The 14,735-nt window shown below is 64.8% G+C and carries 17 protein-coding genes; 11 read left to right on the forward strand and 6 right to left on the reverse strand.

The features are described 5' to 3' along the window. Positions 1-58: 58 nt before the first annotated feature. From PMI42_RS07860 to PMI42_RS07885, 6 genes are all read right to left on the reverse strand, one after another. A complete protein-coding gene (locus tag PMI42_RS07860; protein ID WP_008132350.1) occupies positions 59-895 on the reverse strand; it encodes an ABC transporter substrate-binding protein in 837 nt (278 codons plus the stop codon). Between the two features lie 70 nt (positions 896-965). Further along, entirely contained in the window at positions 966-1,445 is a 480-nt protein-coding gene (locus tag PMI42_RS07865) for a MaoC family dehydratase (RefSeq protein ID WP_008132352.1), read from the reverse strand. Between the two features lie 8 nt (positions 1,446-1,453). Beyond that, the gene (locus PMI42_RS07870) at positions 1,454-3,037 is read right to left on the reverse strand and encodes an acyl CoA:acetate/3-ketoacid CoA transferase (RefSeq protein ID WP_008132354.1); all 1,584 of its coding nucleotides are present in this window, start codon (positions 3,035-3,037) and stop codon (positions 1,454-1,456) included. A gap of 4 nt (positions 3,038-3,041) precedes the next feature. Continuing rightward, positions 3,042-4,184 carry an acyl-CoA dehydrogenase family protein gene (locus PMI42_RS07875; RefSeq protein ID WP_008132356.1) on the reverse strand — a complete coding sequence of 381 codons (1,143 nt, stop codon included), beginning with the start codon at positions 4,182-4,184 and terminating at the stop codon, positions 3,042-3,044. A 12-nt stretch (positions 4,185-4,196) separates the two neighbouring features. Next, entirely contained in the window at positions 4,197-4,565 is a 369-nt protein-coding gene (locus PMI42_RS07880) for a tautomerase family protein (protein ID WP_008132358.1), read from the reverse strand. 3 nt (positions 4,566-4,568) lie between these two features. After that, positions 4,569-5,666, reverse strand: coding sequence for a LacI family DNA-binding transcriptional regulator (locus PMI42_RS07885; protein WP_008132360.1), 1,098 nt, complete (start codon positions 5,664-5,666; stop codon positions 4,569-4,571). Between the two features lie 183 nt (positions 5,667-5,849). Here PMI42_RS07885 and dapA point away from each other — a divergent pair, with 183 nt between their 5' ends. From dapA to PMI42_RS07940, 11 genes are all read left to right on the forward strand, one after another. Continuing rightward, positions 5,850-6,758 (forward strand): 4-hydroxy-tetrahydrodipicolinate synthase, encoded by a 909-nt coding sequence (gene dapA / locus PMI42_RS07890; RefSeq protein ID WP_035964860.1) that lies wholly within the window; start codon positions 5,850-5,852, stop codon positions 6,756-6,758. A 14-nt stretch (positions 6,759-6,772) separates the two neighbouring features. Next, on the forward strand, positions 6,773-7,963 hold the full coding sequence (locus PMI42_RS07895; protein ID WP_008132364.1) for a CaiB/BaiF CoA transferase family protein: 1,191 nt from the start codon (positions 6,773-6,775) through the stop codon (positions 7,961-7,963). Continuing rightward, the gene (locus PMI42_RS07900; protein ID WP_008132366.1) at positions 7,960-9,123 is read left to right on the forward strand and encodes an acyl-CoA dehydrogenase family protein; all 1,164 of its coding nucleotides are present in this window, start codon (positions 7,960-7,962) and stop codon (positions 9,121-9,123) included. The genes PMI42_RS07895 and PMI42_RS07900 overlap by 4 nt, the downstream gene beginning before the upstream one ends. Before the next feature lie 9 nt (positions 9,124-9,132). Beyond that, positions 9,133-9,540 (forward strand): MaoC/PaaZ C-terminal domain-containing protein, encoded by a 408-nt coding sequence (locus PMI42_RS07905; protein WP_008132368.1) that lies wholly within the window; start codon positions 9,133-9,135, stop codon positions 9,538-9,540. A gap of 3 nt (positions 9,541-9,543) precedes the next feature. Further along, positions 9,544-9,975, forward strand: a complete 432-nt coding sequence (locus tag PMI42_RS07910; protein WP_008132370.1) for a MaoC family dehydratase — start codon at positions 9,544-9,546, stop codon at positions 9,973-9,975. After that, entirely contained in the window at positions 9,972-10,925 is a 954-nt protein-coding gene (locus PMI42_RS07915) for a dihydrodipicolinate synthase family protein (RefSeq protein ID WP_008132372.1), read from the forward strand. The genes PMI42_RS07910 and PMI42_RS07915 overlap by 4 nt, the downstream gene beginning before the upstream one ends. A gap of 11 nt (positions 10,926-10,936) precedes the next feature. Further along, complete coding sequence (locus tag PMI42_RS07920; protein WP_008132374.1) at positions 10,937-11,239, forward strand: DUF4286 family protein; 303 nt, start codon at positions 10,937-10,939, stop codon at positions 11,237-11,239. A gap of 119 nt (positions 11,240-11,358) precedes the next feature. Beyond that, positions 11,359-12,195 (forward strand): ABC transporter substrate-binding protein, encoded by an 837-nt coding sequence (locus tag PMI42_RS07925; RefSeq protein WP_008132376.1) that lies wholly within the window; start codon positions 11,359-11,361, stop codon positions 12,193-12,195. Positions 12,196-12,212: 17 nt separating this feature from the next. Next, positions 12,213-12,944, forward strand: coding sequence for an amino acid ABC transporter permease (locus PMI42_RS07930; RefSeq protein ID WP_008132378.1), 732 nt, complete (start codon positions 12,213-12,215; stop codon positions 12,942-12,944). Beyond that, positions 12,941-13,741: an amino acid ABC transporter ATP-binding protein gene (locus PMI42_RS07935; RefSeq protein WP_008132380.1), complete on the forward strand. Its 801-nt coding sequence runs from the start codon at positions 12,941-12,943 to the stop codon at positions 13,739-13,741. Before PMI42_RS07930 ends, PMI42_RS07935 begins: the two co-directional genes overlap by 4 nt. 15 nt (positions 13,742-13,756) lie before the next feature. Further along, a complete protein-coding gene (locus PMI42_RS07940) occupies positions 13,757-14,686 on the forward strand; it encodes a dihydrodipicolinate synthase family protein (protein WP_035964862.1) in 930 nt (309 codons plus the stop codon). The last annotated feature ends 49 nt before the right edge of the window (positions 14,687-14,735 follow it).

Consider the following 14,735-nt stretch of genomic DNA (forward strand, 5'->3'; position numbering starts at 1 on the left):
GATCTGACTTACAAGGATGACAGAGCTGAGATGAAGGCGCGCGAAGCGATCGCTGCTCTCAGTTCGTCGGCCCGTCGCCACGAATGGCGAACGTCGTCGCCTTCAGCTTGGTCATGCCGAACTTGTCGAACAGCTTGTCATAGGTGCCGTCGGCGCGGACTGCGGTGAGGGCGTCGGCGAAGGCTTGCGCGAGCAGCTTGTCGCGGAAGGCAAAGGTGATGTCGGTGCCGGCGATGTCGCGGACCCAGATCTTTGCGATGCCCTTCTGCTCCAGCGAATTCGCGGTCTCGTTGATGTTGAGGGCTGCTTCGAGCTGGCCGGCGCGCAGTGCTGCCGAGGTGGCCGTGACCGTGGTGAAGGTGCGCAACTCGATCGGCTTGAGGCCCTTCGCGACCATCTCGGTGTTGAACTCGCGCGCCTTGCGCTCGGTGTAGGTCGCCGATTCCACGCCGACGACGCGGCCGGCGAGGTCCTCGAACTTCTCGAGCTTCAGGCTGGAGGAGGGATCGGTGTAGATGCTGATCGCCTGCTGCGCATAAGGCACGAGGTAGAGCATTTTTGAGCGCTCCTCGGTCCAGAACAGGCCGGTGTTGATGGCATCGAAGCGGCCCGAACGCAGCGCCGGGATCATCGGCGGGAAGTCCATGCGCAGGAACACCGCTTCGACGCAGATGCGCTTGGCGATCTCGCGGGCGAGCTCGACGTTGAGGCCCTGCAACTCACCCTTGTCGTCGACGAATTGCTGCGGTGGCAGCGTCGGGTTGATCGACATCTGCCATTTCGGCGCTTCGATCAGGCTCGATGCCGGCACCTTTGGCGTGCAGGTCTGGGCCCCGGCGGCCTGGGTCAGGCCAGCCAGCAGCGCGAGGGCGGAGAAGGTCTTTGGAAATCGCATCTGAATACTCCAATCAAATCGTGGGTGGCAGGGAGCCGTTCTCCGGTCCGACGTCTTCTTCATTGTCTCGTCAATTGGCCGCCGTTGCGTCGGCTTGCCGGGTCAGGATCAGCGAGATGTGACGGGCGGCGGTCACCACCTCGTCGCGCTGGTTGAGCAGGTCGAGCGTCTCGACGACGATGCCGCGCTCGGGATTCTTGGTTGGCCGCTTCTCGACGAAACGAAACCGGACGCGCAAGGTATCGCCGGCGACGATGGGGCCTTTGAACTTCACCTCGTCCCAGCCGAGCGAGGCCACGGAGGTCTCTTCGTACAATTTTAGCTCGGACTTCAGTCCCTCCATCAACGACAGGCCGAACAGGCCGTGGCCGATCACGGCGGGGAAGCCGCGGGACTTCGCGTAGCCGGCATCGAGGTGAAGCGGATGATGGTCGCGGGTAACGTCGGCGAAGACCGCGATGTCGGCTTCCGTCACCGTATGCACGGCGGTCTCGAACTCGGCGCCGAGCGCGATGTCCTCGTAACGGAGATTAACGGCACTCGTGTCCATGTTGACCCTCAGGCGACCTTGCGCGGCCGGGCCGGCAGCGCCTTGAAGCTCTGCGCAATCCCCATCGGCCCGGAGCGGAAGATGCGCGCATCCATGTCCTTCAGTTGCGGGCTGATGCGCGGCTTGAAGCCCATGTTCGCGAGAATGTCCTCCTCGAGGCGCACGCCGGGCGCGATCTCGGTCAGCGTCACGTGGCCGTTCTCCAGCTCGAACACGGCGCGTTCGGTGACGTAACTGACGTGCTGGCCGCGCTGCGCGGCGAGCGACGCGCTGAAACTGATCTGGCCGACCTCAGGAACGAATTTGCGGAAGGCGCCGTCGCGCCGGATCGCGAGGCGGCCGTTCTCGACCCCGATGTCGAACTTGCCGCCCGTCATGGTGCCGCTGAAGATCAGCCGCTTGGCGTTCTGGGTGATGTCGATGAAGCCGCCGGAGCCGTCGCGGCGCTCGCCGAAGCGGGTGACGTTGACATTGCCGGTTTCATCCACCTCAGCGAAGGACAGGAAGGCGCAGGAGAGGCCGCCGCCGTCGTAGAAGTCGAACTGATAGGCCTGGTCGAGGATGACGCGCGGATTGATCGCGGTGCCGAACTCGCGGGCGTGGCCGGGCACGCCGCCGACCACGCCGGATTCGACCGTCAGCGTGATCAGGTCGGAGATACCTTCCTCGGCCGCGACATTGGGGATCATTGCGGAGATGCCGACGCCGAGGTTGACGACGTCGCGCGGGCGCAGCTCGAAGGCAGCGCGGCGGGCGATGACGCGCCGCTCGGTGAGCGGATCGGGCGTGATCATCGCCTCGGGTACACGCGTCTCGCCGCAGCGCGCGGGGTCATAGACCGTACCGTAGGTCTGCATCTGATCGGGCTCGAGCACGATATGGTCGATCAGGAAGCCCGGGATTTTCACCATCTGCGGATGGATCGAGCCGCGCTTCACGATCCGCTTGACCTGGCAGATCACGGTGCCGCCGGCATTGTGCACGGCCTGCGCGATCGAGAGATCCTCGCGCGTCGTGCCCTCGTGCTCCATGCTGATATAGCCGTCCTCGTCGGCGGAGGTGCCGCGGATGATGGCGACGTCGGGCGGGGTGGGGACGCGGTAGAGCAGGTAGGATTGGCCATGCAGCTCAAGCAGGTCCACCAGCGGCGCGGTGGTACGCTTGTTCATGCGGCCGCCGTCCTGGCGCGGGTCCATGTAGGTGTTGAGGCCGACATGGGTCAGCACGCCCGGGTGCTTCGCCGCCATGGCGCGGCAGAGCTGGCTCATCACGCCTTGCGGGAAATTGTAGGCATCGATCAGCTCGTCGCGGACCAGCCGCATGAACGGCACTTGAAGCCCGAAATTGCCGCCGATCACGCGCGCGATCATGCCTTCATGGGCGAGATGGCAGAGGCCCTTCTCGGTCACGGCGCCGACGCCGGTGATGTTGATCAGCGTCAGATTGTGCGGGCCCTGGCCACTGACGAAGCGCTGCTCCAGCGCGTCGAGGATCGCTTCGGCTGCACCCGTTCCGCCATTGCCGCCGACGATCAGCGTGTCGGTGTCGCGGATCAGGCCTGCGGCTTGCTCCGCCGTGATGATGCTCAGCATGCCCTCACGCGGCCTCCTTCTCGACCTGGCGGGCGATGATCAGCCGCTGGATCTGGTTGGTGCCTTCGTAGATCTGGGCAAGGCGGACATCGCGGAACAGCCGCTCGATGCGGTACTCGCGCGAATAGCCGTTGCCGCCGTGGATCTGGAGTGCGTTGGAGACGTGCTTCATCGCCATGTCGGTGGTGAACAGTTTTGCCTGCGCGGCCTCCTTGGCGATCGGCTCGCCGGCATCATGAAGCCGCGCGGCGTGATGGATCAGCAAGCGCGCCGCCGCAATGTCGGTCGACATGTCCGCGAGCATGAACTGCACTGCCTGGAAACCGATGATGGCCTGGCCGAACTGCTTGCGATCCTTGGCATAGGCGGTGGCGTCCTCGAACGCCGCCTGCGCCATGCCGAGCGCCATCGAGGCCATCATCAGCCGGCTGAAGTTGAAATTGCTCATGGCCATCTTGAAGGCCTGGTTCTCCGGGCCCATTACGCTGTCGGCCGGCAGCCGCACGTCGGAGAAGGTGATCTGGCAGTCGTCGAGGCCGTGCATGCCGAGCAGCTCCTCGTTCTTGCCGCGGGCGATGCCGGGCAGGGTGCCGTCGACCAGCAGGCACGAGATGGAACGATGGCCCGCTTCCGCGCCGGTACGCGCGAACACCATGATGCGGTCGGCGACGCCGCCGAGCGTCACCCAGGCCTTGGTGCCGTTGAGCCGCCAGCCATTGCCTTCGCGCACGGCGTTGGTGCGGATGCCCGCGACATCGGAGCCGTGGTCGGGCTCGGAGACCGCGGTGGCCGGAATGAGGTCGCCGCTGAGAATTTTGGGGATCAGCGCCTTGTGCGCCTCGGTGCCGTGATGATCAAAGAACAGCACGGCTTCGACGGGAATCGCAAAGGCATTGGCGACCGCGCCGGAGCAGCGCGCCAGCTCCTCCATCGCGATGCAGGCTGCGACCGCATCGAGACCGGCGCCGCCGGCGCCTTCGCGCAGGCAGATGCCGAACAGGCCGAGATCGGCCATGCCCTTGTAGAGGGTGCGGTCAAAGCGGTCCTCGCGATCGATCGCCGCGGCGCGCGGCAAAATCTCCGCTTCCGCGAAGCGGCGGGCGGTGTCGCGGAGAGCCTTCTGATCCTCTGTGTAGAAGCGGTCCATGGCGTGCTCCCGTCAGTCGCTGGCGAGCTTGGAATCGTGGGAGACCTCGCTGCGGTCGCGATCGCAGAAATAGACCGCGACATCGTCGCCCGGCACGCCATAGGCGCTGCACACGGCGCGGGTCAGGGCGATGGCGGCGGCGCGGCGCTCGGCCTCGCTGCGCCGGAACGCGTGCACCTTGAGCAGGATGCGCTGGCCGGTGGCTTGCGCGCCGAACGTGCCGGCATGCGCATAATCGTCAGCGGCAATGGGCAAGAAATAGAGCGTGACCGTATCGGCGGTGACGCCGAAAGCGGACATCAGGCCGTCGGTCACGGACCTCGCCAGCGCAGCCTTGCGCTGCGACGGGACTTGCGGGGCAAGCACTTCGACATAGGGCATCGGTCAGACCTTCGCGGACTTCGCGGCAGATGATCTGGCCGCAGACGATTTGGACGGGGGCGATTTGGGTTTCGCGGATTTGCCGGAGGTCGGGGCGTCGATCTGGCGGCAGGAGTCGCGCTTGATCAACCGGGCGCCGACGCGGTATTCGCGCACGCCGTCTTTGCCGTTGCCCTTGTCCATGCGATGCAGCAGCCGGTCGACGGCGAGATTGGCCAGATCGCGCGCGCCGTTGTCGACGATGCTGATCGCCGGGCGGTGCCATTCGAACCAGGGCATGTCCTCGTAGCAGAGCAGCGAGAGATCGTCGGGGATGGCGATGTTCCGCTCCGCGGTGACACGGAGCACGCCGAGCGTCGCCTCGTGGTTGGCGACGAAGATCGCGCTGGGCGGGTGGGGGAGGTCAAGCAGCTTGCGTGCGCCCGTCGCGCCGGTCTCGGGCTCGAAGTGGCCGGCATGAATCAATGTGTCGTCCTTGGCGATGTCCGCCTCGCGCAGCGCGCGGACATAACCGGACAAGCGTTCGCGGCCGGACGTGGTGTCCTGGCGGCCGACGATCAGCCCGATGCGCCTGTGCCCGAGCTCGATCAGATGGCGCGTGCCGAGATACGCGCCTTGCGGATCGTCGGCGAGCACGGTCTCGAGATCAGTTGCGTCGTCGCGGCGCACCAGGCAGACGATCGGGACGTCGTTTGCCAAGGCTTTGAGCTGCGGGCCGTTCTTGCCGGTGGGCACCACGATCAGCCCGTCGATGCGATGATCGACCAGCGTGGTGAGGGTATCACTCTCCTGCTCGGGGTCGTCGCCGCCGATGCACAGAAGCATCTGATAACCCAGCGCCTTCAACCTTGCCTGCACCACTTCGGCCATGACCTGGAACGATGCGTTGGTGAGATTGTGGACGAGAAGTGCAACGAGCCGCGACTGCCCGGTCTTCAGGCCGCGTGCGATCGGGTTCGGCCGATAGCCGAGCTCACGCGCGATGCGCGTCAGGCGCTGCTGCGTGCGCTCGCTGGTCAGGCCCGTCCCGGTGAGCGCCCGGGAAGCGGTGCTGACCGAAACGCGGGCCGCCTGTGCCACATCTTTGAGCGTGACGCTCATCCAACCTGCCGATAGACTGCAAACGATTGCAAAAAGCTATGAGCTAATTCTGCACGGATCAAGCTCAAAATATGGATGGTGTTGCCCAATGCAGAGCCAGTTACGCAATCGTTTGCATAAATGCTGCGGATATTCCGCAGGCGGCCGCCGTTCCCTGAATTCACCCGATTATCCGGCAGCTCCCTGATGAAGACGTTCCGCGGCACCTACACCGTCATGATTACCCCGTTCACGCCGTCCGGCGAGGTCGATGTCGCGGCCTTGCGCGCGTTCGTGGACTGGCAGATCGCGGAAGGCATTCACGGCTTGATCCCGCTCGGCTCGACCGGCGAGTTTCTGTCGCTCGACGATGACGAGAAGGCGCTGGTGGCGGAGGTTGTTATCAAGCAGGCGGCCGGTCGCGTGCCGGTTCTGATTGGAACCGGCGCGGAGGATACGCGCGAGGTGGTTCGCCTCAGCCGCCGTGCCGAAAAACTGGGCGCAGACGGCGTCATGATCATTCCGCCGTTCTACTCGACGCCCACCGACGACGAGCTCGTCCATCATTACAAGACGGTCGCGGATGCGATCTCGCTGCCGATCATGGTCTACAACAATCCGGCGACCGCCAATGTCGATCTCAAGCCACAGCTGGTGGCGCGCATCGCCGAGATCGACAACTGCCTCTATATCAAGGAGTCGACGCTGGAGGTGACGCGGGTGCGCGACATCATCCGGCTCTGCGGCGACAGGATGACCGTGTTCGGTGGCATCCTCGGCTTCGAATCCTTCGTCGAGGGTGCTCAGGGCTGGGTCGCCGTCGCTTCCAACGTGGTGCCGTCGCAGATGGCGCGCATCTTCAGCCTCGTCGCCGACGATGGCGACATCAGGCAGGCGCGCGAGCTCTATCTCCAATATCTGCCAGTGATCGAATTCGTCGGCGGCCAGGCCTATGTCGCCGGCAGCAAGGCGCTGCTCGGTCATATGGGACTTGCGGTCGGCCATCCGCGCCCGCCGCGGTTGCCGTTGCCGGCCGCGCAGGACGCGGCCGCGCGCGCCCTGGTCAAGACGTTCGATCTGGCGTGGCGCGGCGCGCCGGGTGCTGCTGCTTAATTGGGTGTGAACGGATGAAACTGCTCGACGGCGTCAAGATCCTCAGCTTCAACCATTACCTCGCGGGCCCGCTGGCCGCGCAGACGCTCGCCGATCTCGGCGCCGACGTCATCGCGGTCGAGCCGATCGAGGGCGCATTTCAGCGCAACTGGGCGGTGGCCAATCATTTCGTCGGTGGTGACAGCGTCAATCATCTGGCGACAGGGCGCAACAAGCGCAGCATCGCAGTCGATCTCAAGCATCCCGATGGTATCGCCGCCGTGAAGAAGCTGGTCGCGACGTCGGATGTCGTGATGGAGAATTTTCGGCCGGGCACCATGGCCAAGCTCGGCCTCGGCTACGACGTGCTCAAGGCGATCAACCCCGGCCTGATCTACGCGGTCGCAACCGGCTTCGGATCGGATGGGCCGTACAAGGATCGTCCGGGTCAGGACCTGCTGCTTCAGGCGATGTCGGGCCTCGCGATGCGGACCGGGCGCGCCGATGGCGAGCCGACAGCGGTCGGCGCTGTCATCGTCGATCAGCATGCGGCGTCGCTCTATGCCATGAGCATCCTTGCGGCGCTGTTTGCGCGGACGAAGACGGGGAAGGGGCAGCTCGTCGAGGTCAACCTCTACCAGGCCGCGCTCGATCTCCAGGTCGAACCGCTGACGGCATGGCTCAATGGGGCGCCGTCGCCGACGCCACGCGGGCCGGCTGGCATTGCGGCATGGTTCAGCCCCGGGCCTTACGGCGTTCACGCCACGGCGGACGGCCATATGGCGATCTCGATGGCCGCGCCCAGGGCGCTGGCGGTCGCGCTCGAGAGCGAGGAATTGAAGCAGTTCGGGGAAGCCGACAGCTTTTCGAAGCGCGAGGAGATCACGCGGATCGTGGCCGGCAGGCTGAAACAGAAGTCGACAGCCGATTGGTTGCCCTCGCTCGAAGCCGCGAAGATCTGGCACGCGCCGGTACAGGACTATGGCGACCTCATATCGGATCCGCAGCTCAACCATCTCGGCGTGTTCAAGACCGCCGAGAGTGCAGGCGGCGCGCAAATCCGGATGGTCGCGCATCCAGCGCGCTATGACGGCCAGACGCCGGAGGTGCGGCTGGTGCCGCAACGGTTGGGAGCCCAGACCCGCGAGGTGCTCGGCGAGATCGGCTACGGCGCGGCCGACATTGACGCGATGATCGCCGGCAAGGCGGTGGGAGTAGCGCGATGATCGATTTTTCGCTGCCTGAGGAGACGCGCCTCCTGGTCGAAACCGTCCGCCGCTTCGTCGAGACGGAAGTGCAGCCGCTCGAAGACGAGGTGGAGCGGACGGCGACCGTGCCCGCCGACGCGCTGGCGATCACCAAGGCCAAAGCGCAGAAGCTCGGCCTCTACGCGATGAACATGCCGGCGGATGTCGGCGGCGGCGGGCTGTCCTGCATCGAGCATTGCCTCGTCGAGGAAGAATTCGGCAAGACCTCCGATGCGCTGATCCGCCGCGTCTTCGGTCAGGTCTATCCGATGCTGATGGCCTGCAAGGGCGATCAGGTCGAGCGCTATCTCAAGCCGACAGTGAAGGGCGACAAGATCTGCGCGATGGCGATCACCGAGCCGGGCGCCGGCTCCGATGCGGCCTCGATCAGCACGACCGCGCAGCTCGATGGCGATCAATGGGTGCTCAACGGCACCAAGCATTTCATCAGCGACGGCGACATCGCCGACTACGTGATCCTGATGGCGCTCACCGACAAGGACAAGCGGGCGCGCGGCGGCATCACGCTTTTCCTGGTCGATCGCGGTACGCCCGGCTTCAAGGTCGCGCGCACCCAGCCGATGATGGGCCATCGCGGCTACGGCCATGCCGAGCTGAGCTTCGAGGACTGCCGTATTCCAAAGGCGGCCGTGCTCGGCGAGGTCGGCGGCGGCTTCAAGCTGATCATGCAGAGCGTGCTCCAGATCCGTCTTGCCCATATCGGCGCCCGCGCCGTCGGCATGGCACAGCGCGCGCTCGAGATGATGCGCAGGCATGCCGGCGAGCGGCGCCAGTTCGGCCAGCTGATCGGCGATTTCCAGATGGTGCAGAAACTCATCGCCGATTCCGCCACCGAAATCTTCGGCGTCAAGATGATGGTGATGAACGCGGCCTGGGACATCGACCAGGGCCGAGATGCGCGTGACAAGGTCTCGATGATCAAGGTCGCGGCGTCCGAAATGCAGGGCCGCGTCGTCGACCGCGCCATCCAGGTGTTCGGCGGCATGGGTTTCAGCAAGGACCTGCCGCTGGAGCGCATGTACCGCGATGCCCGCGTCACCCGCATCTATGACGGTACCTCCGAAATCCACCGCATGCTGGTCGCGCGCAGCACCATCAAGAACGGCTTGCAGCTCTAGGAACGCTTCATGTCTCACGCACCCCTCAAGCCCGGCGCGGCCTTCGCCTTTCGCAAGACCATGACCGTCGCCGAGCAGGCGATGTTCACCGGCATCAGCGGCAATCTCGGCGGTCTCTATGTCGATGCTGTCAGGGCCAAAAAGGCGGGCGCCTCCAACATGGTCGCCTTCGAGCTCGCGGTCGGCGGTCTCGCCACCACCTGCCTCAGCCAGCTCGGTGGACCGACGCGGCGGATCGGCAGCATTGCGCTGAATTTCGCTGCGCCCGTGATTGTCGGCGACTCCGTCGAAGCCCGGGCCGAGATCGTCTCGGTCGCCGGCGACGAGGCGGTCTGCCGCGTCACCTGCACGCTGTCGCCATCAGGCACGACCGTGGTCGACGGCACCGCGACGCTGGTTCCCTTCGCGTTGGGCTGAGCCATGTACGAGCCAAAATCCTTTGACGATCTGAAGGTGAACGACAGGGTCAGCCTGAGCAAGACCATCACCGAGGCGGATGGCGCGCTCTACATTGCTGCGACTGGCGATTTCGGTCCGGTTCATGTTGACGACGTCTATGCGGGCGGGACGCGCTTCGGCCGCCGGCTTGCGCCGGGGATCATGGTCGCGGGACTCTGCACCAGCATCCTCACCAGCGAGCTGGTCGGCACCATCGGCGTGTCGGTGGAGGACCGGTTCTGGTTCACCGGCCCGGTGTTCTACGGCGACACGCTGACCTTCGACGTCTGGATCGCCGAACAGCACGACGAGACCCGCACCATCATCTGGGAGGCCAGCGCCCGCAACGAGGGCGGCCTCGAAGTGCTGAAGGCGCGGGCGAGCCTCAAATTTCCCCGGCGCAAACCGTCATGAGCAAGACGATCAAGAAACCTGATCTGCGCGGCGTCACGGTCGCGACCGTGCTGCCCTTCAAGGACGACAGCTCGATCGATTGGGACGGCTATGCCCGCGTGCTCGACTATTGCGCGTGCCCGGACGGGATCGCGGCGGTGTTCGTCAACGGACATGCCGGCGAGGGCGGATCGCTCTCGGATGATGAACGTCAGGCCGTGATCGAGCGGACGCGCCGGCAGATCGGCGGCAAGCCGCTGCTTTCGGGCATCATCGCGCATTCCACGGCGGAAGCGATCCACCAGGCGCAGCTCGCGGAAGCTGCCGGCGCCGATTGCGCCGTGTTGTTTCCGCCCGCACCACTCGGCGGCGGTGCATCGGCGACCTCGCGCGCACCGGTGGCCTTCATGCAGGCGGTCAGCTCCGCCATCGGGATTCCCGTGTCGATCTTCCAATATCCGCTGGCATCCGGCTTCGGCTATTCGCCGGAGACGCTGGCGAAGATCGCGGCTCTCGACAGCGTCATCGCCATCAAGGAAGGCAGCGATACCATGCTGGCCTATGACGAGAACCGCCGGGCGGTCAAGCAGGCCGATCCCTCGGTCGTGATCCTCCCGTCGAATTTCAACTGGTTCCTGCCGCAGCTCGCCGTCGGTGGCGACGGCATTCTCTCGGGCCTCGTCAGCCTCGCGCCGCAGCTGTTCGCAGAGCTTTGGCAGGCTTCGCTCGCCGACGACCTCAAGGCGATGCGCGCCGTCAACGAGCGGCTCTATCCAATCGTGCGGGCGATCTACGGGCCGGCGCCGATCATGGACATGCATACGCGCATGAAAGTGGGGCTCAAGGCGCTCGGCCTGATCCGCAATGCCGACCCGCGGCCGCCGCTGCTGCCGGTGCTTCCGGCGCTGTGCGACGCCATCGCAACGACCGTCGGCGCAGCGCGTGCGGCCGGCAATATTCGCGTGGCATGAGGAACGAGCTCATGCCGGACGACGCCTTCATCCATATCGTGCGGGTCGACATCGACCCCGAGCACGAAGCCGCGTTCAACGCCTGGTACGAGCAGAAGCACTTTCCGGATCTGCTCGCCTGTCCCGGCTGGCTGTCGGCAAAGCGCTTCGTCTCGGTCGGCGAGGGCCCGAAATACGCCGCCATGTACGAGGTTGCGGGACGCTGGGCGTTCGAGACGCCTGAGTTTTTGAAGGTGAAGGGATTCGGCCCGTTCGAATCCCTGGTGAAGAACTTCATGCGGATCCAGCTCAAGCCGATGTCGGGACCGGCTTGAGGGATGAAGACGATGCTGCCTGTCGTGTCGCGAGATCCGGCTGGCCGCATCCAAGAACGTTGAGAGGAAAGCCGGGCAAGGGACTGCATCGATCATTGGCGTCTTACTGGAGGTAATACATGGTCTCGACACTGCTTCGCTTGAGTGCGGCCGCCGCACTCGTTTTCGCATCCGCATCCGCGCACGCTGCTTGTGCGCCCGCGATCGCCGACAGCGATCTGATTGCGCCGGGGAAACTGCAGCTCTCGATCAATCCGACCAACCCACCGCAGCAATTCGTCGACAAGGACGGTCAGTTGCAGGGACTCAACGTGGAACTCGCGGCCGAGCTCGGCAAGCGGTTGTGTCTTCCGGTCGAACTCGTCCGGATGGATTTTCCGGCGATGATCCCGGCCATGGGTGCGGCGCGCATCGATGGCGTCAATACCGGGATGTTCTGGACCGAGGAACGCTCGAAGCTGATGTACATGGTGCCTTACGCCATTCAGGCCATCTCGGTCGTGGTTGCGCCCGAGAGCGGCATAAAAATTGCTACCGAAAATGATCTGATCGGAAAAACATCTGCCGTCGAGGTCAGCACTTACCAGATGAACTGGCTCAAGAAGCTCAGCGATACCAACGTGGCGAAGGGCGGGCCTGCCATCGAGATGCGCACGTTCCCGACCGCGACCAACGTCGTCAGCGCGCTGCTTGCAGGCCAGGTGGACAATGCGCTGCTGGTCGACAGCGTTGCGCGCGATCTCGTCGGCCGTGGCCGCGTGAAGGAAGTGCTGAGCGGGCTCGGCACAGCGCGAACCACGCTCGGTTTCCGCAACAAGACGGTAGCCGATACCGTCGTCAAGGCGCTCAACGCCATGCGTGCCGACGGCTTCTACAAGGGGCTGTTCGACAAGTTCGGCCTGACCGCCATGCCGGCCGATCAGCCGCTTGCGATCGTCGGCCCCGGTCCGGCCTGAGATACGGAGACGAGCCGATGAGCCATTTCAGTCCGACGGCCGCCGTCAACTACTTCTTCAACTACTTCCTGATGAAGGGTGTGCTCGTCACCATCGGCCTGACGGTGGCGGCGGTCATCGGCGGATTGATCCTCGGCATGGGCATCGCGTTGATGCGCATGTCGTCCAATCCGGTCCTGTCAGGCTTCTCGCGTTTCTACATCTGGTTCTTCCGCGGCACGCCGCTGTTGATCCAGCTCGTGGTGATCTACAGCGGCCTGCCGCAGCTCGGGATCAAGTTCTCGGTGATCACCTGCGCGCTGGTCGGCCTGATTCTCAACGAGGCGGCCTATCTCGCCGAGATCGTGCGCAGCGGCTTCATGGCCGTCTCGGCCGGCCAGCGCGAAGCCGCCTGGGCGCTCAGCCTGTCGCCCTGGGTCACGTTTCGCCGCGTGACCCTTCCGCAGGCGTTTCGGCTGATGATCCCGCCGCTCGGCAATTCCATCAATTCGCTGCTGAAGGCGACCTCGCTCGCCTCGGTAATCTCGGTCGAGGAGCTGATGCGCCGCAGCGACATGCTGATGCAGGAGCACTTCCAGATCCTCGAAGTCTATGCGGCAGCCACGGCCTACTACCTGATCCTCACCTCGGTGTGGGACGCGGTTCAACGCCGGCTGGAGAAGCATTTCGGTCGGTCGACCGCCGCAAAATCCAGGCGCGTCCCGGCGAGTGCGCCGGTTGTGCAAGCGAGCGTGGAGGCCCGCGCATGAGCGAGATGTCGATGAATGCGGCTGGGGGTGTCGAAGGCGCAGTGGCCCAGCCGCAATTGCGCGAGGTGCCTGCGGTCCGCATGGAGGCCGTCTACAAGCACTATGGCGACTTCACTGCGTTGCACGAGGTCGACCTCAAGGTGGCTAGGGGTGAGAAGATCGTGGTCTGCGGTCCCTCCGGTTCGGGCAAGTCGACGCTCATCCGCTGCATCAACCACATCGAGAAGCACGACGAGGGCCTGATCTACGTCAACGGCACCGAGCTCGACCACCAGCGCAAGAACATCGATGCCGTCAGGCGCGACACCGGCATGGTGTTCCAGAGCTTTAATCTGTTTCCGCACATGACGGTGCTGGAGAACTGCATCCTGGCGCCAATGACCGTGAGCGGCATGTCGCAGGCCGAGGCAAAAGACCTCGCCATGCATTTCCTCACCAAGGTCCGGATTCCCGACCAGGCCGAAAAATATCCCGGGCAGCTCTCGGGTGGCCAGCAACAGCGCGTCGCCATCGCCCGCGCGCTGTGCATGCGGCCGAAGATCATGCTGTTCGACGAGCCGACCTCGGCGCTCGACCCTGAAATGGTCAAGGAGGTGCTGGAGACCATGAAGAAGCTCGCGGAAGAGGGCATGACCATGCTGTGCGTCACCCACGAGATGGGCTTTGCCCGCGAGGTCGCGGACCGCATCGTGTTCATGAACGAGGGCAAGGTGGTCGAGCAGGCTGCGCCCGAAGAATTCTTCAAGAATCCGAAGTCCGAGCGTGCCAGGACGTTCCTCGACCAGATTATTCACTAGCTGATGTCGGCCGGGATGCGGACATTCAGCGATCGCCTGCACGGCATCCATGCCGCCACGATCGTGCCGATGACGCCCGATTACGGGATCGATGAGGCGCAACTGGCGACGCATCTCGCTTCGGTCGCGTCCACGCCCGGCATCAATGGGCTTCTCATCAACGGCCACGCCGGCGAGAATTTTGTGCTGTCGCTGGCCGAGAAGCGGCGCGTGGTGGAGCTGGCGCGTAAGCACGCACCGAAGAACTGCCTGATCGTCTCCGGGGTCAATCACGAATCGAGCCTTGAGGCTGCGCGCGAGGCAGCCGCGCTGGAGCAGGCGGGCGCGGACGGGCTTCTGGTGTTCCCGCCGAACAGCTGGGCGCTCGGCCATGCTGACGACTGCGTCATCGATCATCACCGCCATGTCAGGGATGCCACGACGGTTCCCTTGATGCTCTATGCCGCTCCGGTCGGTGCGGGCGCGATGGCCTATGCGCCGTCGCTGCTGGAACGGCTCGTTACCGACCCTCGCTTCGTTGCGATCAAGGAAGGCAGCTGGGAGGTCGCAACGTACGAGCAGAACCTGCGGCTGATCCATAAGCTGCGGCCGGAGTTCGTCGTGCTCGGCTCCGGCGACGAGCACCTGTTGACGAGCTATCTCGTCGGCTCCGCTGGCAGCCAGGTCAGCCTTGCCTGCGTCGTGCCGGAACTCGTGGTCAGCCTGTGGAATGCGGCGGAAGCCGGCGACTGGGAGAAGGCGCGCGCCGCGCACGAGAAGCTCTATCCGTTGGCGGTCGCGATCTACCGCGATGCCCCGGGAGGGCGCGCGACAGTGCGGCTCAAGGCCTGCCTGAAGCTGCTCGGGCGTCTTTCATGCGACGCGGCGCGTCCACCGCAACCGCCGGCAACGCGAGGCGAGTTGCAGGCGCTCGAACAGGCGCTGCGGATTGCGGGAGCGTTCTAGCTAGAGCATGATGAGATTAGGTTCGAATGCTACAGCGAGGGAGGTGTGC

The sequence above is a fragment of the Bradyrhizobium sp. YR681 genome (genome assembly GCF_000282615.1).
GTDB lineage: Bacteria > Pseudomonadota > Alphaproteobacteria > Rhizobiales > Xanthobacteraceae > Bradyrhizobium.